The following is a 17,902-nucleotide window of genomic DNA, read 5'->3' as shown; positions in this document are numbered from 1 at the left end:
GCCGTAATTCGCTTTCGTCGCGTAGGTCTGATCAATACCCTTGTAGCAGATCACTTTTGGAGCCCAGAGGGGAGGTGGTCTGCTATGTGGCATTGGACGACTCTGACCGGGCAGTACCCGGAGGCCGTGGCCTTCACCGCGCAGGTGGGTGAACCCGAGCCGACCGTCACCGATCCGGTACCGGTGGCCGACGAGGCCGAGTCGGAGGGGATCGAGGAGAACCGCGGGGGCGCCCGCCTCGGTGGTTACGATCTCGCCGGCTAGGTCCCCCGGCGGTCACCGCACCACCCTGCGGTGGCCGCCGGGCCCGCCGGTAGCGTGCCCTGAATGCACAGGCCCCCGTTGGATCTCGAACAGCTGCGGCGAGCGCTGACCGGAACCCCGGAACCGGCGTTCTTCACCGGAATCGACGTGGTCGAATCGACCGGGTCCACCAATGCGGATCTGATCGCGCGCGCCGCCGATCCGGAGACCGACCGGATCGTGCTCGTCGCGGAGGCCCAGGAAAGCGGGCGAGGCCGCCTCGCGCGGGCCTGGTCGAGCCCGCCGCGCGCCCAGATCTCCCTGTCGATGCTGGTACGGACCGACGGAGTGGACGCCGAGATGCTCGGCTGGATTCCGCTGCTCACGGGGATCGCGGCGGTGGACGCGGTCCGTGGCGCCACCGGGGTCCCGGCCGCGCTGAAATGGCCGAACGATGTGCTGGTCGAGGGCCGCAAACTCGCCGGAATCCTCGCCGAGGTGGCGGCCACCGGACCGCGGCCCGCGATCGTGGTGGGGATCGGGCTGAACGTGAGCCTCACCGCCGACGAACTCCCCGTCCCGCACGCCACCTCGCTCACGCTCTGCGGCGCCGAACAGCCCGACCGCACCGCGCTCGTACTCGCGCTGCTCACCGAATTCGCGCGGCGCTACTCCGAATGGCGCGACAGCGGCTGGGATCCGGAGGTCCTCGCCGAGGCCTACCGGGAGCGCTGCGCGACGCTGGGAGCCCCCGTGCGCGCGGAGCTGCCCGGGGGACGGCTGCTCACCGGGATCGCCCGCGATATCGACACCGCCGGGCGGCTGCTGATCGGTGAGGAGGCCGTCGCCGCCGGTGACGTGACGCATCTGCGTCCCCAGGACTGATCGGTACCGCCCGCCCGGGCCCGCCGTTCCTACACCGACTCGGAGATCTGTTCGCGGCGGGCCGGCTGCCGGTCGCGTTGTTCCTCGAACCGGACCGTATCGGCGGCCAGCCGCGCCCGCAGCGCCGCGAGTTCGTCGCGCTGTCGTTCGCCCTCCGGCCCGAAATCGTCGCGTTCGAAGATGTTCCACCGGGTGAGCATCGGATCGACCACTTCGTCGAGATGCCGGCGCAGGTCGTAGATGCCGTGTTCGGACATCAGCGCCTCGGCGCGCCGAGGGTCCGGCATCGCGGCGCCCGGCATCCGGAACGCCGTCAGGACCCGGGTGATCGCCCGGATCGCCTGATCGGGGGCCAGATCCAGGGCGGCGCCGCAGAGGGTGCGGTAGAAGATCATGTGCAGGTTCTCGTCGGCGGCGACGCGCTGCAGTATCCGGTCCGCGACCGGGTCGCCGCAGATCTTGCCGGTATTGCGATGCGAAACGCGGGCGGCCAGCTCCTGGAATGTCATGAATGCGACACTTTCCAGGAGACCGGACCACTCCCGCGGTGAGTCCAGGCCGTTGCACATATGGACCATCCGATCCCGGTCCAGCGCGACCGGATCGACGCCGCGGGTGACCACCAGGTAGTCGCGGATGACGATGGCGTGGCGGTTCTCCTCGGCGGTCCAGCGGCCCACCCAGGTGCCCCAGGCGCCGTCCTCGGAGAAACTCTCGGAGATCATCCGGTGGTAGGCGGGAAGATTGTCCTCGAGGAGCAGAGCGGTGATCATGGCCGCCCGGGCGACCGCACCGAGCCCGGATTGCGCGGGCTCCCAGTCCTGCCCGCCGAGGGCGGCGAAATTGCGGCCCGCGTCCCACGGGACGTAATCGTGCGGATGCCAGTCCTCGGCCATCGACAGATGGCGGTCCAGGGACTTCTCGGCCACGGGTTCCAGTTCGATGAGCAGTTCGAGCTGGGTCAGATCTCTGGTCACGCACTTCTCCGATCGTCGCGGGCGTCCCGCTCGGCGGCGGATGGAGGCGCCGCGGGAGCGGGTGTACATGGCTTGCGCAGAACTTCGGTCGAGCGAGTGCGGCGGTGCGGGGACGTCCGCGAGCGGTGTGGTCCGGCTGCGGCGCGGCCCCGGTTCTCCGCCGCGGGCGTGAGATACCGGCCACTCGGTCCCGCGGAATCGCGCAGGTGCCGTGTGGTCGCCTCGGGCATTGTGGCATCTCTTGGAGGTAATGTGCGCCCATGGGTTATCCGGAGGATGCGCTGGCGCCCGACGAAGAGCTGATCCTGCATACCCATCCGCATTGGAAGATGCTCTTCTGGCCCATCGTCACGCTCATCGTCGCGACCGCGCTGGCCGGTTTCCTCGGCGGCCTCGTCTGGCGTACCACCGAGGAGACCGCGCGTACCGCGCTGCTGCTGGGAATTCTGGTCGTCTGGCTGCTGATTCTCGCCTGGCGCTGCGTAGCACCGATCGTGAGCTGGAAATCGACCCATTTCATCGTCACCGACCGCCGGGTACTGGTCCGCGAGGGGGTGCTCACCCACAGCGGTATCGATATCCCGATGAGCCGGATCTCGAGCGTCCAGTTCCAGCACGGACTGGTGGACCGGATGTTCGGCACCGGCGCGCTCATCATCGGCTCGTCCTCCGAGGAACCTCTCGAATACGCCGATATCCCGGATGTCGAACAGGTGCACGCGATGCTCTACCACCAGGTTTTCGAGGCCTCACCGCGTTACGGCGGCTACTGACTCCGCATATCTCCGGCGGTGGCCGGGTCGCGAGCGCGGGGGTACCGGGCCGGCGGACCGTAATGTGGTCGCATGACCGCCGTACTGCTGGGCGAAGACGACGAGGCCATTGCCGCGCCGCTCTCACGGGCTCTGGGCCGTGAGGGCTACTCGGTGACCGTGGAGAGCTTCGGCCCCGCGGTCCTGGATCGTGCGCTCGAAGGCCACCACGACCTGCTGATCCTGGACCTCGGGCTGCCCGGGATGGACGGTCTGGAGGTGTGCCGGCAGGTCCGCGCCCGCGGCGCGGAGATGGCGGTCCTGATGCTCACCGCCCGCACCGACGAGGTGGATTTCGTGGTCGGTCTCGATGCCGGCGCCGACGACTACGTGGGCAAACCGTTCCGGCTGGCCGAACTGCTGGCCCGGGTTCGGGCCCTGCTGCGGCGCAGCGGTATCGGTGACGACGCGGTGGAGGTCGGCGGGATCCGGCTGGAGCCGGCGGCGCGGCGGGTGCTGGTCAACGGGGTGGAAATAGGACTGGCCAACAAGGAATACGAGCTGCTGAAGGTGCTGATCGACCGCGCCGGGCAGGTGGTGGCGCGGGAGACGATCCTGCGTGAGGTGTGGGGTGACGCGGAACTCCGCGGATCCAAAACCCTGGATATGCATATGTCGTGGCTGCGCCGCAAGATCGGGGACGAGGGCCCGATGGCCGAGCGGCGGATCGTCACGGTGCGCGGAGTCGGTTTCCGATTGAACACCGACTGACGTGCGGCGGCGGATTCTGCGGTCGATGCTGACCGTGCTGATGCTGACCACCGTGATCCTCGGCGTGCCGCTCACCTATACCGCGTGGCTGTGGGTCGAGGACATCACCCGCAACGATCTGCGCAGCCGGTTGGAGCTGATCTCCGCCGAGGTCATCGTGCAGGAGAGCGATAACGGGGTGGTGCGCGGCGGGCTCGACCTGCGCACCGTGCAACCGCTGGTCCCGGAGGGCGGCCGGCTGACCGTGGTCTATCCGGCGCCCGGGGACAATGCCGCCAAGGTCGAGGTGGGCGCCGCGACCGTCACCGACCCACTGGTGGAATCACTGTCGATGGGTACCGACGGGTCGCTGCGGCTCGAAGTGCCCGCCACGCCGATGAAGGCCCGGCAGCGGCAGGCGGTGGCCGGTGTGGCGCTCGCCGTGGCGCTCTCCCTGGGGGCGGCCATCACGGTGGCGATCGTCACCGCCCGCCGGGTCGCCGACCCCATCCGTGATGTGGCCGCGCGCGCCGCCCGGCTGGCCATGGGCGATTTCCGGCCCGATCCGCGCCGGCACGGTATCGCCGAACTGGACCGGGTGTCCGATGTGCTGGATTCGGCGACCGTCGAGATCGCCGGCCGGCTGCAACGGGAACACGCGCTGGTGGCCGATGTCTCGCATCAGTTGCGCAGCCGGTTGACGGCGGTCCGGCTGCGATTGGACGAACTGTCCGCGCATACCGATCCCGAGGTCGTGCACGAGGCGGAAGAAGCGATGGCGCAGGTCGACCGGTTGACCGAGGCCATCGACGATCTGGTCCGCGCTTCGCGGGACGAGGACGCGAGCGACCGCGATCCGGTCCCGGTGATGGACGAACTGCGCGGCATCGTCACCGAATGGACGCACCCGTTCTACGAGGCGGGCCGCACGCTCACCCTCACCGGCGACGAATCACTACGGGCGCCGATCAGCGGCTCCCGGCTCCGCGAGGCGGTCACGGTTCTGGTGGACAACGCGCTGATGCACGGCGGCGGACCCTGCACCGTATCGGTGCGGACGGTGCGGCCGGGCCGGGATCGCGAACCGCTGGTGTGTGTGCAGGTCGCGGACGAGGGCGAAGGGGTCAGCGACGATCTGGCGCCGCATATCTTCGATCGGGGCTTCTCGGGGGCCGGGTCGACCGGGGTGGGGCTGGCACTGGCGCGCGCTCTCATCGAGGCAGACGGCGGCCGACTGGAGTTGCAGCGCCGGCGGCCCGCGTTGTTCGCGGTGTTCCTCGGAAAACCGCTGGCGGGGCGAATGGAGAATCGGCGGGTGGGGGAGCCGCGCTGATCCGGAGACGCTAGTGACCGCTCAGCGACCGGGATGAGGGCCGCTCAGCGGCCGGGATGAGGGGGCCGCTCAGCGGCCGGGATGAGGGGGCCGCTCAGCGGCCGGGATGAGGGGGCCGCTCAGCGGCCGGGATGAGGGGGCCGCTCAGCGGCCGAGGCGCCGGTGGTGTTCTTCCTCCACGAACTCCTCCAGGTCCTCGATCATCTGATCGACCTCGTCCGGGAAGACCCAGCGCCGCATCGCCCAGAACCGGAACGCCATCTGCAGGAGGTTGCCGATGAGGTAGGCGCTGATGAAGTCGGCGATGTTCTCGACCATGAAGCTGACCGTGGGCTGGTGCAGCTGGAAGGCGTAGCGGGAGACGTAGAGCGGCAGCATGCTGAGCACCACGCCGATGCCGCTGACCGCGAAGAACAGCAGCGCCTCGTGGTGCCGTTCGCGCCCGCCCCGGTTCTTGAACGACCATTCCCGGTTGAGGATGTAGGAGGCGATCACCGCGATCACACCCGCGATGATCTTCGCGGTGACCGGCTTCTCCTCCAGTACCGTCCACTTCAGGGCGTAGAAGATTCCGCCGTCGATGACGAACGTGGTCGCCCCGACGATCGCGAACTTGATGAGCTCGCGTTGCCGGAAGGCGATCTCCTGAAGGGGCTGCGGGAGGACGCGCACCACGTTGTCGACGAATGACACAAGGCCCGAGCATACCGCTAGCCACCGTTACCGCAGGACGTGACAGTATTGTCCGACGTGAACGCACGTACCTTCGATCCCGCGGCGATGCCCACCGTCACCATGGTCGGTGGCGGCCAGCTGGCACGGATGACCCATCAGGCGGCCATCGCGCTGGGCCAGCGGCTCCGGGTGCTCGCCGAACGCCCCGACGATCCCGCCGCGCAGGTCAGCCCCGACGTGGTGCTCGGCAGCCATACCGACCTCGACGCGCTGCGCCGGGCCGCCACCGGATCCCACGCCCTCACCTTCGACCACGAGCATGTGCCCACCGAACATCTGGAGACCCTGGTCGCCGAGGGCGTCAATGTGCTCCCGCCGCCGGGCGCGTTGCGTTTCGCCCAGGACAAACTCGCCATGCGCCGGGAACTGTCGGCGCGTGGTCTGCCGGTGCCGGCCTTCGCGATGATCGAATCCGAGGCCGACGCGGTGCGGTTCGGCGCCGAACACGGCTGGCCGACCGTGCTCAAGGCGATCCGCGGCGGATACGACGGCCGCGGCGTGTGGATGCCCGCCGACGCCGAGGAGGCGGCGAAGATCGCCGCCGAGCAGCTCGGAGCCGGGGTGGAACTGCTGGCGGAGGTCCGGGTGCCGCTGAAGCGTGAGCTGTCGGCGATGGTGGCCCGCTCCCCGTACGGCCAGGCCGCGACGTGGCCGGTGGTGGAAACCGTGCAGCGCAACGGTCAGTGCGCCGTGGTCATCGCCCCCGCGCCCGGCCTCTCGGACGAACTGGCCGGCCGGGCCGAGGAGCTGGCGCTGCGGCTGGCCGAGGATCTCGGTGTGGTCGGGGCGATGGCGGTCGAACTGTTCGAAACCCACGACGGCACCGTGCTGATCAACGAGCTGGCGATGCGCCCGCACAACTCCGGGCACTGGGGGATGGACGGGGCGCGGACCGGACAGTTCGAACAGCATCTGCGCGCGGTCCTGGACTACCCGCTCGGCGATACGAGCCCGTTGGCGCCGGTCACGGTGATGGCGAATATCCTCGGTGCGCCCGAGGCGCCCGCCATGTCGATGGACGAGCGGCTGCATCATCTGTTCGCCCGGATGCCGGACGCCAAGGTGCACCTGTACGGGAAGGGCGAACGCCCCGACCGCAAGATCGGGCATGTGAACGTGCTCGGTGACGACGTGGCGCAGGTGCGGGAACGAGCCGAGCGCGCGGCGCACTGGATGTCGCACGCGGTATGGACCGACGGATGGGATCCGCATGAGTGACGTGGTGACGGGCAGTATCGAGAATTCCCCCGCGGTCGGGTTGATCATGGGCAGTGATTCCGATTGGCCCACCATGGAGGCCGCGGCGGAGGCGCTGGCCGAGTTCGGGATCCGGTTCGAGGTCGGTGTGGTCTCCGCGCACCGCACCCCGCAGCGCATGCTCGATTACGCCCGGGACGCGGGCGGCCGCGGTCTGCGCGTGCTCATCGCCGGGGCCGGCGGCGCCGCCCACCTGCCGGGGATGGTCGCCTCCGCGACGCCGCTGCCGGTGATCGGCGTTCCGGTGCCGCTGAAATACCTCGACGGTATGGACTCGCTGCTCTCGATCGTGCAGATGCCGGCGGGGGTCCCGGTGGCCACCGTGTCCATCGGCGGGGCACGTAACGCAGGTCTGCTCGCCGCCCGGATCCTCGGCACCCACGATCCGGCCCTGCGGCAGCGGATGGAGCAGTTCCAGGCCGGGCTGGAGACGATGGTGCTGGAGAAGGACGCGGCGCTGCGCAAGCGTCTGATGGGCTGAGCGCGCGGCGAACCCGCGCGGTTCCACGCCCGGTACGTCGCTCGATACGGTATCGGTATGGACAACGAGGAATCCGTCCGCCGGGCCGGCGGTGCCGAGCTGGTCCGGTTCCGGCTCGGGGTGGTCGACGAGGCGTTGCGGTTGTTCGCCGATCAGGGGTACGAGGCTACCTCGGTCGACGAGATCGCCGAGGCGGCCGGCATCTCGCGGCGGACGTTCTTCCGGCAGTTCCGGTCCAAGGAAGATGTCATCTTCGCCGATCACGAGGCCCAGCTGGTCGCGGCGCAGGAGTATCTGCAGCAGTCGCCGCTCGACCCGTGGGACGCCATCTGCGAGGCCGCGGTCCAGGTTTTCGAACGGTTCACCCGCTGGCGTGATATCGCCGAGCGCCGGTATCACGTGGTGCGGCGGGTCCCGGCGCTGCGGGACCGGGAGATCGTCACGGTGTTCCGCTACGACCGGTTGTTCACCGACTATCTGCGGGAGCGGCAGCCCGATTCGCCGGATCTGGCCCGGGTCCAGTTCACCGCCGCGGTGACCGCCACGCACAACTACCTGCTGCGGCGGATGGTCCGCGGGGAGTCGGCCGCGGGTACCGCCGATCTGCGCGCGGAGCTGAGCGCGATCCCGCGCGGCGGTCGCCGGCCCGCGGGTGAGGACGAGCTGGTGCTGGCGGTTTTCCGGCGCGACCTGCCCGCCCGGCATGTCGCCGAACTCCTGAGTCAGCGGCTCGGTAGTTTGGCGGAAACAACCGCGGACTGACACCGAGTGCCATGCACTGCCACCAGGTGATCAAGTTCCGGGCGGTATAGTGGCGGAAGATCTGACACTGAGTGCCGACGGCCGGCACGGAGGCCGACAGGAGTGAAGCCAATGGCGGGAAACCCGGATTTCGATCTGTTCAAGCTGGAGGATTTCCACGACGAGCTGCGTTCGGCCATCCGCGCCCTGTGTGAGAAAGAGATCGCCCCGCACGCCAAGGACGTCGACGAGCACGCGCGGTTCCCCGCGGAAGCCCTCACGGCACTCAATGCCGCCGGCTTCAACGCCGTGCACGTCCCCGAGGCCTACGGCGGCCAGGGCGCCGATTCCGTCGCCACCTGCATTGTCATCGAGGAGGTCGCGCGGGTCTGCGGTTCGTCCTCGCTCATCCCCGCGGTGAACAAGCTCGGCACCATGGGCATGATCCTCAACGGCTCCGAGGAGCTCAAGCAGAAGGTGCTCGCCGATATCGTCAACGGTGAGATGGCCTCCTACGCGCTGTCCGAGCGCGAAGCCGGCTCCGACGCGGGCAGCATGCGCACCCGGGCCCGCCAGGAGGGCGACGACTGGATCATCAACGGCTCCAAGTGCTGGATCACCAACGGCGGCAAATCCTCCTGGTACACCGTCATGGCCGTCACCGACCCCGATAAGGGCGCCAACGGTATCTCCGCGTTCCTGGTGCACAAGGACGACGAGGGCTTCGTGGTCGGGCCCCTCGAACACAAGCTCGGCATCAAGGGTTCTCCGACCGCCGAACTGTACTTCGAGAACTGCAAGGTCCCCGGTGACCGGATCGTCGGCGCACCGGGCACCGGTTTCAAAACCGCCCTGCAGACCCTCGACCACACCCGCCCCACCATCGGCGCGCAGGCCGTCGGCCTGGCCCAGGGCGCGCTCGACGCGGCCATCGCCTACACCAAGGACCGCAAGCAGTTCGGCACGGCGATCGCCGATTTCCAGAACACCCAGTTCATGCTGGCCGATATGGCGATGAAGATCGAAGCCGCCCGCCTCATGGTCTACACCTCCGCCGCCCGCGCCGAACGCGGCGAGAAGAACCTCGGCTTCATCTCCGCCGCCGCCAAATGCTTCGCCTCCGATGTGGCCATGGAGGTCACCACGAACGCGGTGCAGCTGTTCGGCGGGGCGGGCTACACCACCGATTTCCCGGTGGAGCGGATGATGCGCGACGCCAAGATCACCCAGATCTACGAGGGCACCAACCAGATCCAGCGGGTGGTCATGTCCCGCGCTCTGCTCAAGGGGTAGTTCTCCGGATCACGACGCTCGGACGGCGGCCCGGGATTCACGCTCGGGCCGCCGCCGTGCCGTCAGCGTCGTCCGCCCCGGTGCGAGCGAGCGAACACGGCCCGGATATCAGCGGCCGGGTGAAACTCCCCGCCGACGGCCACAGAGCGGAGAGCCGAGCGTGTCGTCGGTACGCTCGGTGGACATGGGCGGGGACTTGTTGCTGCTGATCGTCACCATCGGCCCGTTGGTGCTGTTCGGGTGGGCGGCTATCCGGGCGAAGCACCACGGCCTCGGGGGTTCGTTCGCGGGGCCGTTCCAGGAGATGTTCGATCCCGGCGCGGCGCGCGCACAGATCGTCATCGAGGAGATCGCGGAACTGCCGGATCCCGCGGACTCCGGCGACCCGGATGACGACGACGCACCGAACAAAGCGGTGTACAGGGGCGGGCGGTTCTACATCAACTCCGATAAGCCTCGGCGGCGCGGAGATGACGGGACCGCCGGGCGAACTCGGTGAGCGCCCGCCCGGCCGACCTTCCCGAGTACATGACCTGGGAAGAATTCGAGCAACTGCCGGAAGACCTCGCCCAGCAGATCGAGCTCTGGAGCGGCCGGGTGGTGTGGGAGCACCGCGGCCCGGCGGAACATCAGATGTTCACGGTGCGCATGCGCAATGCGATCGAAAGCTGCGCACGTAGATCCATGTCGGAGAACCCGCAGACCTGCTGGCGGGTCAACGTGGAAACCGACGTCTTTCTCGGCAGCAACGGCAAGTCCGATTTCCGCACCCCGGATTTCCTGGTGCACCGCTGTCTGGAATCCCCGTACCAGGATGTCAGGGCGCCCGACACCCTGCTCGTCGGCGAGGTGCTCTCCCCCTCGAATACGCAGTCGGACATGGAGGCGAAGAAGAGCCGCTACGCGGGGGCGGGGATTCCCTGGTACTGGGAGGTCACCCTGGCGCGCAACGCCAGCGCGATCGCAGTGGTGCGAGCGTACGTACTGGAAACAGGCCACGCCGAGCTGCCGCCCGGGGTGCGTCCGCTGCACCCCTCCAACTACCTGATGGCAGGCGAGTGGACCCCCGCCGATGAGCGCGGGGTGCGGATCGAATTCCCGTTCCCGATCGCCATCGACTGGACCGACCTCGAATACTGATCAGCATCCAGGCGGGAACAGCGGCGGTGGCGCGCCACTGGCTGCGATCCATGTTCCTGACCACGGACACTGGGTCCGGCTGTCGCGCGGATGATCCGCCACATGGTCGTCGATCACGGATACGAGGGGAGCGGGGCCTGCACACAGCCCGGGGCAGTCGACGGACACCAACGGTCCGACGAGGTTCTTGCGGGTGAAAAGCCGCAGCTGCCGAGTGCTGATCCATGGACCGCGCCCACACTCGCAGGTCGCGTTGTCGGCGATCTTCATTCCGATCCAGGGGCACGGCCCCGGTACGTTCCGCCAGTGATCGGCGATCCGGCCGTCCATCAACCGGGCACCGTGCAGGCAATAGTTCGTTTCGGGGCAACGGTAAACACCCGAGGTGAATTTGGGGATGAGCATGCCGCCGTGAATCCACGGCTCGCGCCGGCACTCACACCCTTGTTGTGATGCTGTGCTGCGGAGCCGCGTCACCCGCCGGCCCCGGGTTTCATCTGCTTCACAGGATTCTGACGTGCATCCGGCGCGGATATTTCGATGGTCGAGACGGAATTGCCAACAGGCCGATCGTCGGTCTGTTCGCGCAGGCCGGACACGATGCGTTCGAGTGTCGTCGAGTCGGTGCACCCGATCTCGTTCCACAGCCGCAGCGTTGCGGCGATGGCCTGATTCGAGACGGAGCGTGTGGGCAGTATGTGGCGCTCGTGATGCAACGGTCTCCTCGCGAATGGCGGGGAAAGAACGGTTCGATCGCCGACACAGCCGTACCGCGGCCCGGTGTCGCGAAACGCGGTTCGCAGCCGACTGTTCCGCGCGAAGAACCGCCCTCTCCTGTCGGATCGTTGGAGGGCTCCACCCGGACGACCGTGGCCGGCCGGGTGGCCCTTGATCGGTAGCGGCCTCTCCCCGCTTCCCGCTGTCAATGGTTCTGCGGTGTGGCGGTTCCAACCAGTGGCATACGTAGTGGTCCCGTAGTGGCATCTCCAGTGGCACGCATACGAAATCGGGATTGTGGGGGCATCATGGCGATATGCACACGGGCAAGCTCATCCGCGACCTGCGCCAGGCTCGGGGATGGTCCCAGGGGCGTCTGGCCGACGAACTGGCCGAACATTCGGGCACCCCGATCAGCCGCGAATACGTTTCGCGGCGGTGGGAGTCCTGTAAGTCGGTGCCGTCCCCGTTCTGGCTGCGGCACCTGGCCGCTGTGCTCGATGTGCCGCTGGCAGTAATGGAGTCCGACGTGAACCGTAGACGGTTTCTATCCACATTCGCCGCGACGACGGTCGCACCCGGTGTCGCATCCGACCTGCTCGCGGAGGGGTTCTCCGCGCGGCTGAGAGGTGCCGGTCCGTCGGTCGAAGCGTGGGCGGACACCCTTGCCACCTATGGTGCCGATTACATGACCCTGGGTGCCGCCGAGATCCAGAAGCGGCTGGCCATCGACCTCGCGGTGATCCAGCAGCAATGTGACAGTCCGCGAATGTGGGCCCATGTGTCACGGCTGATGACGTTGTACGCCAAAACGTTCCCCGGATCGGACGGCGACAAGGCGGTGGCCTGGTACCGGATGGCGGCCGAGTCGGCAGACCGGTCCGGGGATGCGAATACTCGTGTGTGGGTCCGAGGCCGCGCCGCTATCGCCCTCGGATATGAAGGCGCTTCGTTGCCTGTTGCGACGATGTTCGCCGACCAGGCGCTGGCCATCGACGATCGGCCGTCGCTGGGCCGGCTGAATGCGATCTACGGAAAGGCGCATGCGGCCGCCATCGCTGGCGACGGGGACGCGGCACGGGAACTCGATACCGAAGGCCGCCGGGTATTCGACCGTGCCGGTTCGGAAGACGGTGAGGCCTCCGACTACGCGGTCCCGTATTGGCGGCTCGGAGTGTTCCGCTCGTTGCTGCGCGCCCGGCTCGGTGATGAATCGGATGCGGTGGTCGCTCAGGACGAAGCACGTCGACTCCTACCGCCGACACTTCCCAGGTTCGCCACCCACCTCGAAATGCATCGGGGGCTGATGCTGGTTCGTGCCGGTGACCGTGAGGAGGGAATCTCCTACGCCAGGACGGCGCTCGACGCACTCCCGCCGGAGAAGCACTCGCTCACTCTGCGCATGCTGATGGAGGAGATCACCAGGCCTGCGCGCTGAAAGGTACTCCTTCTCGCGGAGGAACCCGCGAGACCAGGACCTCCTCTTGCACCGGCTGCATGGTGTGGAATGAAAGTGGGCGATATCGGCGAATTCGTCAGGTGTAGCGAGGAGTCGCCGACGATGAGCCGGAGCGGGCGGCCGACCGGCCCTCGCGCGTAGCGGCGGTCCTCGTGCCGGTCTGCGGAGTACACGGCGCCCGCTTCCCGGGGCGGGGCCGGGTCCGTCGCGAGGTATTCCGGTCGCGGCGGATCTGTCCGGGCTGGTTCTCGGCGCGGTCGGGACGCTCGTTGCGCCGCAGCAGACGTTGAGTGTCCGATTCGTCGGAGAGATGCCGCTCGTCGTCGCTGACCGGCTCGTCCCGGTCGCTCAGCCGGTGCTCGTACCGCGTGAGCTGTTCGAGTTGCCGCCGCAGAAGTTCATCCGCCTCGCGGGCCGCATTCGGGCGGGTCGCCGGCTCGCCGACCACGTGCCGTTGTGCGGTCACCCACGGTGCGTCGGCAACGTCTGCGACCGAACGGATCCGGTTGCGCAGGCCGAGGGCGAATACGCCAGTGGCCACCGCGGCGAGGCTGCCGAGTATTGCCTGGTTGGTCAGGGCGACGGTGGCCGCCTGCCCGCTCGTGCCGGCGGCCGATGCCGCGTCGCCGCCGAGGAAGGAGTTCAGGAAAACGTCGAAGGCGGCTTTCAGCCCGTCGCGGTACTCGGTCATCGCACTGACCTCCGGCGCTTTGCCGTGGAGGTACAGCAAGGTTGCCGGACCGGATACGGCAGTGGCCGCGCTGCCTGCGATCACGGCACGCCGCCCGATTCCGAACATCCGGTACAGCAGTAGCCCGGACAAGATGATGAGCGTGGCGGCGGCCGTGAGGGTGCCCCCCAGTGCGCTGATCGATGCGACTCCGTCGACCGGGCGCTCGCCGGCCGTGGCGAGTCCGGGTACCGAACCTTCGAGCCGGCCGAATGCGTCGGTGTGCACATCACCGGACGGCCCCGAGGCCGACAGCCAGGGCTGGAAAAGGAGGGCGAGAGAGATCAGTGCGAGCGCGGCGATGGACCAGCATGCCCAATCGGATAGCAATCCGGAATTCGGTCGGACGGTGGTGCTGACGGTTCTGTTTTGTGAATATCCCATTATTCTGATCTCGACCTTTGGGTCTACCGATATTGTGCTGTCGCGCATTAGGAGGGAACGGTGGCATTCCCCGATGAACTCTCGCCGCTCATCTCGACATCTACTAGGTTAGAGCACTGAAGGCGCTGGTCGGATGGCTTCTGCGTCACAAAGAGAGCTGCGACACAATACCTTTCGGTAACTTGGCGTGAGTCTGCCCGGGTATGTTACGGGCGTATTTCACGAGAAAAGCTGCTGTGTAGTGGTTTTCGGATCGCGTGGAGGAATCGGCACCCGGGGCCCGGAATTCCGGCTGTGACCAGGCCCACGTCCGAATTCGAGACCGGCCCCACCCATCGAGCGGCGGAGCCGCTCCAAAATCACGCTCACGGCGGTGAATCGGGCGCACCCAGCGAGCCTGGCGGATCGGGTCGGCTGAACAGTGGTGGGGGCGTTCCGATGGGGACGATCCGGGTGCCCGACCACGGGCACGGTGTGCGGCTGTCGCGGGGGTGATCGAGGATCAGGTCGTCGCGGACGGCGATATCGGGTCCGGGGCACAGGCCCGGGCAGGCGACGGCCGAGACGGGGCCGGTGAGGTTTCTGCGGATGACGATCCGCAGTTGCCGCAGTGTGATCCATGGGCCCTGCCCGCATACGCAGACGGCGCGGCCGGTGACTTTCATTCCGGCCCATGGGCATTCGCCGGGAACATTTCGCCAATGTTCGGCGATCCGTCCGCCGGTGAGAGTCGTGCCGTGCAGGCAGTGCAGCGTTTCCGGGCAGCGGTACCGGCCGGGGCCGGATGCCGCGCGCAGCATGCCGCTGTGGATCCAGGGTTCGTTCCGGCAGTGGCAGGGCGGTTTTCCGAGTGACATCGGTGCTCCCGCGCGTTCAGTGGTGACCGGCGCGGGGGCCGGCGTGCCGGGGCGGGTGAGACGGAAGTCCGGTGTGACCCGGTGTGTGCGGGGCGGCGGTACCGCCCGCTACCCGGGCGGGCGGCGGATCGGGTAGCGCGCGCAGCCCGGAGGCCACGCGTACGAGGATCGCCGGATCGGTGTCTTCGCACGGCTCCAGCAATCGCAGGGTGGCCGCCATCGCGCGGTTGACGGGGCTTCGGGTGGGCAAGCGGGGACGATCATGGTGCATCGGATGACCTCGTATGTTCATGGATTCGTCGAGCCGGTCACTGGTCGCGAGCGGCGGTCCTGCCGAGATTTACCCCTGCTAAACTGCGCGGGCGCACCGAGTTGGGTTGTTTATGAGGGGTAAACTCGATGCTACGGCGGTCGGCCGATGCGGTCAAGTCGGCCACTAAACTCACGGCATGCGTGGCGCAGATGAATTCGAGCAGGTCCGTTCCGATCCTGATCCGGTCCGCCGGGCCCAGCGGGCCACCGAACTGATCACGCGCTACCAGCAGCGGGCCACCGAATTGGCGCGACTCCGCAAGGAGGCGATCGAAGAGGCGCACGGCAACGGGCTGAGCTATACCGAGATCGCGGAACTACTCGGGGTCACCAAAGGCCGGATCAGTCAGATCAAATCGGGTGCACCGCCGGCCGAGCGGGCGTTCTTCGGCGTGGGGCCGGTTGCTGTCGGTATTCCCCGCAACAGCGAGGACGAAGACGGTCATGGAACCTCGGACGCCGCCGGCCGGGCGGCCCGGGAGCATATCGAAGCCACGCTGAACCGACTGTCACTCGCGTCGTCGCGGTTCGCGATCGAACCGGATGACGAGGACGTGCCCACTGGAGACGCGGTGCTGATATGCGGTCCCGAATCGGCCCCGGTGGCACGGCATCTGCTCGACGCCGACGACGCGTTGGGCTTCGAGAACGTCGACGGCACCTGGCATATCGTCGAAAAGGAGTCCGGCCGCCGGATCGGTTCGTCCACCGACTCCGGGAACCGCACGGATATCGCGTTTCTCGGCCGCCGGGAGGACCAGGGCCGCGTGATCGTCCACATCGCCGCTTTGACAGGCGCCGGGTCGCTGGGCGCCGCACAATGGCTGGACGGAAATCTGGACACGCTCTACGAACCCGGCACGCAGTCGACCAGCGCGGCGATCGAAAGCGAGGTCGGCGACGATATGTCGGTCACCGCCGGCCGTGCGGTCGCGGGGCCCTTCACGAAACCCGCACGAAATCGCTGACATCTCAACGCTTCCCGGAAGCCGGAGCACCGTAGCAGCCGGGTTCCGCGGTCGCCCGGCGCGCATCCCGGCAGAGGTTGCCGCTGTCGGGGCGGCCGGGTTCTACTCGGAGGATGTACGGTCAACCCCCGCTGTTGCAGGCCGGTCCGGGCCCGGTTTTCGAAGCCGGTGCCATTTTGAACGGCACGGTCGATATGCGCACCTATCAGCGTAGATATCTGGTCGTCTGCTCCGAGCCGACGCGGAAGTCCGGCTGGGACAGCTCATTGCGCGACGCTGATCATCGAGGGACGCTGTCGGCCCTGACCCTGTGTATCGAATGGCTGGACGAGAACTTCGGCTGGGAGCCGGTGAGTGTTTTCACCCGCCACGTCGACACCTTTTACTACATCCACCACGCGCTGCTCCGCCGTCGGAAAACCTAGCCCGGGCGCGTTCCGGTATCGCGGCACTGCCGGCTCGCCGGTGCGGAACCACTGCCTCGGCCTATCCGGGCGGGGTCGTGGATCATGGACGCCGTGAGCGAAACCGATCTTGTGGACGTGACCGTCAGCGGACCCGACGAGGAGTGGCTGGCCGAGTTCACCCGCCGCCTGGTCACCGACCGGCTGGCGGCCTGCGGCAACATCCTGCCCGATGTCCGGTCGATCTACCGGTGGGAGGGCGAGGTGGAGGACGCGTCGGAAGCGGTGGTCATCCTGCACACCCGCGCCTCGCTCGTGGACGCCATCATCGAGCGAGCCAATACCGAACATCCCGACGAGGTGCCGCAGGTGATCGCGGTACCGGTGGCGGGGGTGAATCCGGCCTACGGTCAGTGGATTCTGGACGAAACCGCGAGCTGACCCGGCCGGCCGCGGTCGGTGCCGAACTCCGGGCGCGACCGCGGGCCGTGGCCGCAGTGCCCGGCCGGACCGGTCAGATCCGGCCGAGATCGACGTTCACGGGGAACGGGGCGGCCACCTCGACGATTCCCGTGAACATCTCTCCGGTCCGATACGAACCGGTCGCCGGGTCCAGGATGTAGGTGTAGATCAGCGGCACGCCGGTCGCCGCCTGCTCGATCCGCCAGTAGAACGCGATACCGGCCTTGGCGTACTGCTCTACCTTCACGATCCGGTCGGTGGTCTCCGAACCCGGTGACACCACTTCTGCCACCAGCAGGACATGCTCGGGGCGGGTCGGCGTGATATCGATCGTGTCGGTGCGATACACCACGACATCCGGGCGCCGGTTGTTCAGCGGTACGTCCTGGAGCCGGACATCGAAACCCGTATCGGCGTTCCAGTCCGGTCCGGCCGCGGCGTCGAGCGCGTTCGCCAGGAGGCGGGCGAGGCGGTTGTGCCGTTTCGATGCGCTGGGGCTCACGACGACCATTCCGTCCACGATCTCGATCCCCGCACACTGCTCCTCGGACCAGGAGTCGTACTCCGTAATGGTGATCTGCTCGTGCATCCATGCGGGGGTGATCGTCTCGGCAGTCATGACGCTCCTCCCGGATACCGTCGGGCGGGGGTACTGTCCCGCTGCACGCAGTGTACTGCGACGACCCGGCGCCGAGGTGCGCTCGCGCGGGGCGGTTCACGGGATCGGTCAGCGGTGGACCAGGCTCGCGTATTCGGGGTTGCGGCCGATGAACTCGTCGACGTACCAGCAGGTGGCCACGACCGAGAACCCGGCGTCGCGGCTCTCGTCGAGGGCGTACTTCACCACCTGACCGGCCACTCCGCGGCCCCGGAACTCCGGGAAGGTGATCGTGTGGTGGAAATTGCGGACCTTCGGGCTCTCGGTTTCCGCGTAGTCGGCGTATCCGGCCAGGGTGCCGTCGAGAAAGATCTCGAAGCGGGTGTCGGCGGCGTTGTGTCGGAGTTCGGTGGTCACCTTCCCT

Annotated in this window: 23 protein-coding genes; 15 read left to right on the top strand and 8 right to left on the bottom strand. The window is 67.9% G+C overall.

Annotated features, from left to right (window positions below):
- The first annotated feature begins 84 nt into the window (after positions 1-84).
- Both AB0F41_RS12420 and AB0F41_RS12415 read left to right on the top strand, forming a co-directional pair.
- Positions 85-264: a hypothetical protein gene (locus AB0F41_RS12420; protein ID WP_357422953.1), complete on the top strand. Its 180-nt coding sequence runs from the start codon at positions 85-87 to the stop codon at positions 262-264.
- A 63-nt stretch (positions 265-327) separates the two neighbouring features.
- Positions 328-1,128, top strand: coding sequence for a biotin--[acetyl-CoA-carboxylase] ligase (locus AB0F41_RS12415; protein WP_357422951.1), 801 nt, complete (start codon positions 328-330; stop codon positions 1,126-1,128).
- A gap of 29 nt (positions 1,129-1,157) precedes the next feature.
- On the opposite strand, the gene AB0F41_RS12410 is transcribed toward AB0F41_RS12415, so the two are convergent.
- Positions 1,158-2,105, bottom strand: a complete 948-nt coding sequence (locus tag AB0F41_RS12410; protein ID WP_357422949.1) for an acyl-ACP desaturase — start codon at positions 2,103-2,105, stop codon at positions 1,158-1,160.
- Between the two features lie 260 nt (positions 2,106-2,365).
- Between AB0F41_RS12410 and AB0F41_RS12405 the strand changes: the two genes are divergently transcribed.
- From AB0F41_RS12405 to AB0F41_RS12395, 3 genes are all read left to right on the top strand, one after another.
- On the top strand, positions 2,366-2,878 hold the full coding sequence (locus AB0F41_RS12405) for a PH domain-containing protein (protein WP_357422947.1): 513 nt from the start codon (positions 2,366-2,368) through the stop codon (positions 2,876-2,878).
- A 72-nt stretch (positions 2,879-2,950) separates the two neighbouring features.
- Positions 2,951-3,628 carry a response regulator transcription factor gene (locus tag AB0F41_RS12400; protein ID WP_357422945.1) on the top strand — a complete coding sequence of 226 codons (678 nt, stop codon included), beginning with the start codon at positions 2,951-2,953 and terminating at the stop codon, positions 3,626-3,628.
- Between the two features lies 1 nt (position 3,629).
- Complete coding sequence (locus tag AB0F41_RS12395; protein WP_357422943.1) at positions 3,630-4,940, top strand: HAMP domain-containing sensor histidine kinase; 1,311 nt, start codon at positions 3,630-3,632, stop codon at positions 4,938-4,940.
- 144 nt (positions 4,941-5,084) lie between these two features.
- On the opposite strand, the gene AB0F41_RS12390 is transcribed toward AB0F41_RS12395, so the two are convergent.
- A complete protein-coding gene (locus AB0F41_RS12390; protein WP_357422941.1) occupies positions 5,085-5,633 on the bottom strand; it encodes a GtrA family protein in 549 nt (182 codons plus the stop codon).
- Positions 5,634-5,720: 87 nt separating this feature from the next.
- Here AB0F41_RS12390 and AB0F41_RS12385 point away from each other — a divergent pair, with 87 nt between their 5' ends.
- The 6 genes from AB0F41_RS12385 to AB0F41_RS12360 all read left to right on the top strand — a co-directional run bounded on the left by AB0F41_RS12385 (position 5,721) and on the right by AB0F41_RS12360 (position 10,587).
- Positions 5,721-6,893 (top strand): 5-(carboxyamino)imidazole ribonucleotide synthase, encoded by a 1,173-nt coding sequence (locus AB0F41_RS12385; RefSeq protein WP_357423013.1) that lies wholly within the window; start codon positions 5,721-5,723, stop codon positions 6,891-6,893.
- The gene (gene purE, locus AB0F41_RS12380) at positions 6,886-7,413 is read left to right on the top strand and encodes a 5-(carboxyamino)imidazole ribonucleotide mutase (protein WP_357422939.1); all 528 of its coding nucleotides are present in this window, start codon (positions 6,886-6,888) and stop codon (positions 7,411-7,413) included. The genes AB0F41_RS12385 and purE overlap by 8 nt, the downstream gene beginning before the upstream one ends.
- A 57-nt stretch (positions 7,414-7,470) precedes the next feature.
- Positions 7,471-8,175: a TetR family transcriptional regulator gene (locus AB0F41_RS12375; protein ID WP_357422937.1), complete on the top strand. Its 705-nt coding sequence runs from the start codon at positions 7,471-7,473 to the stop codon at positions 8,173-8,175.
- A 111-nt stretch (positions 8,176-8,286) separates the two neighbouring features.
- The gene (locus AB0F41_RS12370) at positions 8,287-9,447 is read left to right on the top strand and encodes an acyl-CoA dehydrogenase (protein ID WP_357422935.1); all 1,161 of its coding nucleotides are present in this window, start codon (positions 8,287-8,289) and stop codon (positions 9,445-9,447) included.
- Positions 9,448-9,631: 184 nt separating this feature from the next.
- Positions 9,632-9,946 (top strand): hypothetical protein, encoded by a 315-nt coding sequence (locus AB0F41_RS12365; RefSeq protein WP_357422933.1) that lies wholly within the window; start codon positions 9,632-9,634, stop codon positions 9,944-9,946.
- A 29-nt stretch (positions 9,947-9,975) separates the two neighbouring features.
- On the top strand, positions 9,976-10,587 hold the full coding sequence (locus AB0F41_RS12360; RefSeq protein ID WP_357423011.1) for a Uma2 family endonuclease: 612 nt from the start codon (positions 9,976-9,978) through the stop codon (positions 10,585-10,587).
- Between the two features lie 473 nt (positions 10,588-11,060).
- Here the strand turns inward: AB0F41_RS12360 and AB0F41_RS12355 are convergent, their stop codons facing one another.
- A complete protein-coding gene (locus AB0F41_RS12355; RefSeq protein ID WP_357422931.1) occupies positions 11,061-11,303 on the bottom strand; it encodes a hypothetical protein in 243 nt (80 codons plus the stop codon).
- A 317-nt stretch (positions 11,304-11,620) separates the two neighbouring features.
- On the opposite strand from AB0F41_RS12355, the gene AB0F41_RS12350 reads away from it, so the two are divergent.
- Complete coding sequence (locus AB0F41_RS12350) at positions 11,621-12,742, top strand: helix-turn-helix transcriptional regulator (protein ID WP_357422929.1); 1,122 nt, start codon at positions 11,621-11,623, stop codon at positions 12,740-12,742.
- Between the two features lie 97 nt (positions 12,743-12,839).
- Here the strand turns inward: AB0F41_RS12350 and AB0F41_RS12345 are convergent, their stop codons facing one another.
- The 3 genes from AB0F41_RS12345 to AB0F41_RS12335 form a co-directional block, all read right to left on the bottom strand.
- A complete protein-coding gene (locus AB0F41_RS12345) occupies positions 12,840-13,823 on the bottom strand; it encodes a hypothetical protein (RefSeq protein ID WP_357422927.1) in 984 nt (327 codons plus the stop codon).
- A 419-nt stretch (positions 13,824-14,242) separates the two neighbouring features.
- On the bottom strand, positions 14,243-14,734 hold the full coding sequence (locus tag AB0F41_RS12340; RefSeq protein WP_357422925.1) for a hypothetical protein: 492 nt from the start codon (positions 14,732-14,734) through the stop codon (positions 14,243-14,245).
- Between the two features lie 16 nt (positions 14,735-14,750).
- On the bottom strand, positions 14,751-14,984 hold the full coding sequence (locus AB0F41_RS12335; protein WP_357422923.1) for a hypothetical protein: 234 nt from the start codon (positions 14,982-14,984) through the stop codon (positions 14,751-14,753).
- A gap of 199 nt (positions 14,985-15,183) precedes the next feature.
- Between AB0F41_RS12335 and AB0F41_RS12330 the strand changes: the two genes are divergently transcribed.
- The 3 genes from AB0F41_RS12330 to cutA all read left to right on the top strand — a co-directional run bounded on the left by AB0F41_RS12330 (position 15,184) and on the right by cutA (position 16,859).
- Positions 15,184-16,014 carry a sigma factor-like helix-turn-helix DNA-binding protein gene (locus AB0F41_RS12330; RefSeq protein ID WP_357422921.1) on the top strand — a complete coding sequence of 277 codons (831 nt, stop codon included), beginning with the start codon at positions 15,184-15,186 and terminating at the stop codon, positions 16,012-16,014.
- Between the two features lie 113 nt (positions 16,015-16,127).
- A complete protein-coding gene (locus AB0F41_RS12325; protein ID WP_357422919.1) occupies positions 16,128-16,439 on the top strand; it encodes a hypothetical protein in 312 nt (103 codons plus the stop codon).
- 93 nt (positions 16,440-16,532) lie between these two features.
- Positions 16,533-16,859, top strand: a complete 327-nt coding sequence (cutA, locus tag AB0F41_RS12320) for a divalent-cation tolerance protein CutA (protein ID WP_357422917.1) — start codon at positions 16,533-16,535, stop codon at positions 16,857-16,859.
- A 73-nt stretch (positions 16,860-16,932) separates the two neighbouring features.
- Here the strand turns inward: cutA and AB0F41_RS12315 are convergent, their stop codons facing one another.
- Together AB0F41_RS12315 and AB0F41_RS12310 are read right to left on the bottom strand one after the other, a co-directional pair.
- The gene (locus AB0F41_RS12315; RefSeq protein ID WP_357422916.1) at positions 16,933-17,499 is read right to left on the bottom strand and encodes a Uma2 family endonuclease; all 567 of its coding nucleotides are present in this window, start codon (positions 17,497-17,499) and stop codon (positions 16,933-16,935) included.
- 108 nt (positions 17,500-17,607) lie between these two features.
- Entirely contained in the window at positions 17,608-17,895 is a 288-nt protein-coding gene (locus AB0F41_RS12310; RefSeq protein ID WP_357422914.1) for a GNAT family N-acetyltransferase, read from the bottom strand.
- Positions 17,896-17,902 lie beyond the last annotated feature (7 nt).

The organism is Nocardia sp. NPDC024068 (genome assembly GCF_040638875.1).
In the GTDB taxonomy this organism is placed as follows: Bacteria; Actinomycetota; Actinomycetes; order Mycobacteriales; family Mycobacteriaceae; genus Nocardia.
The sequence above is the reverse complement of the archived record's forward strand: the minus strand, read 5'-3'. Positions and strand labels throughout refer to the sequence as shown.

What these genes read in the sequence shown, in the direction of transcription:
- AB0F41_RS12420 (WP_357422953.1), top strand. Translation starts at nt 85, where the DNA reads ATGTGGCATTGGACGACTCTGACCGGGCAGTACCCGGAGGCCGTGGCC.
- AB0F41_RS12415 (WP_357422951.1), top strand. Translation starts at nt 328, where the DNA reads ATGCACAGGCCCCCGTTGGATCTCGAACAGCTGCGGCGAGCGCTGACC.
- AB0F41_RS12405 (WP_357422947.1), top strand. Translation starts at nt 2,366, where the DNA reads ATGGGTTATCCGGAGGATGCGCTGGCGCCCGACGAAGAGCTGATCCTG.
- AB0F41_RS12400 (WP_357422945.1), top strand. Translation starts at nt 2,951, where the DNA reads ATGACCGCCGTACTGCTGGGCGAAGACGACGAGGCCATTGCCGCGCCG.
- AB0F41_RS12385 (WP_357423013.1), top strand. Translation starts at nt 5,721, where the DNA reads ATGCCCACCGTCACCATGGTCGGTGGCGGCCAGCTGGCACGGATGACC.
- purE (WP_357422939.1), top strand. Translation starts at nt 6,886, where the DNA reads ATGAGTGACGTGGTGACGGGCAGTATCGAGAATTCCCCCGCGGTCGGG.
- AB0F41_RS12375 (WP_357422937.1), top strand. Translation starts at nt 7,471, where the DNA reads ATGGACAACGAGGAATCCGTCCGCCGGGCCGGCGGTGCCGAGCTGGTC.
- AB0F41_RS12370 (WP_357422935.1), top strand. Translation starts at nt 8,287, where the DNA reads ATGGCGGGAAACCCGGATTTCGATCTGTTCAAGCTGGAGGATTTCCAC.
- AB0F41_RS12365 (WP_357422933.1), top strand. Translation starts at nt 9,632, where the DNA reads ATGGGCGGGGACTTGTTGCTGCTGATCGTCACCATCGGCCCGTTGGTG.
- AB0F41_RS12360 (WP_357423011.1), top strand. Translation starts at nt 9,976, where the DNA reads ATGACCTGGGAAGAATTCGAGCAACTGCCGGAAGACCTCGCCCAGCAG.
- AB0F41_RS12350 (WP_357422929.1), top strand. Translation starts at nt 11,621, where the DNA reads ATGCACACGGGCAAGCTCATCCGCGACCTGCGCCAGGCTCGGGGATGG.
- AB0F41_RS12340 (WP_357422925.1), bottom strand. Translation starts at nt 14,734, where the DNA reads ATGTCACTCGGAAAACCGCCCTGCCACTGCCGGAACGAACCCTGGATC.
- AB0F41_RS12330 (WP_357422921.1), top strand. Translation starts at nt 15,184, where the DNA reads ATGCGTGGCGCAGATGAATTCGAGCAGGTCCGTTCCGATCCTGATCCG.
- AB0F41_RS12325 (WP_357422919.1), top strand. Translation starts at nt 16,128, where the DNA reads ATGTACGGTCAACCCCCGCTGTTGCAGGCCGGTCCGGGCCCGGTTTTC.
- AB0F41_RS12315 (WP_357422916.1), bottom strand. Translation starts at nt 17,499, where the DNA reads ATGACTGCCGAGACGATCACCCCCGCATGGATGCACGAGCAGATCACC.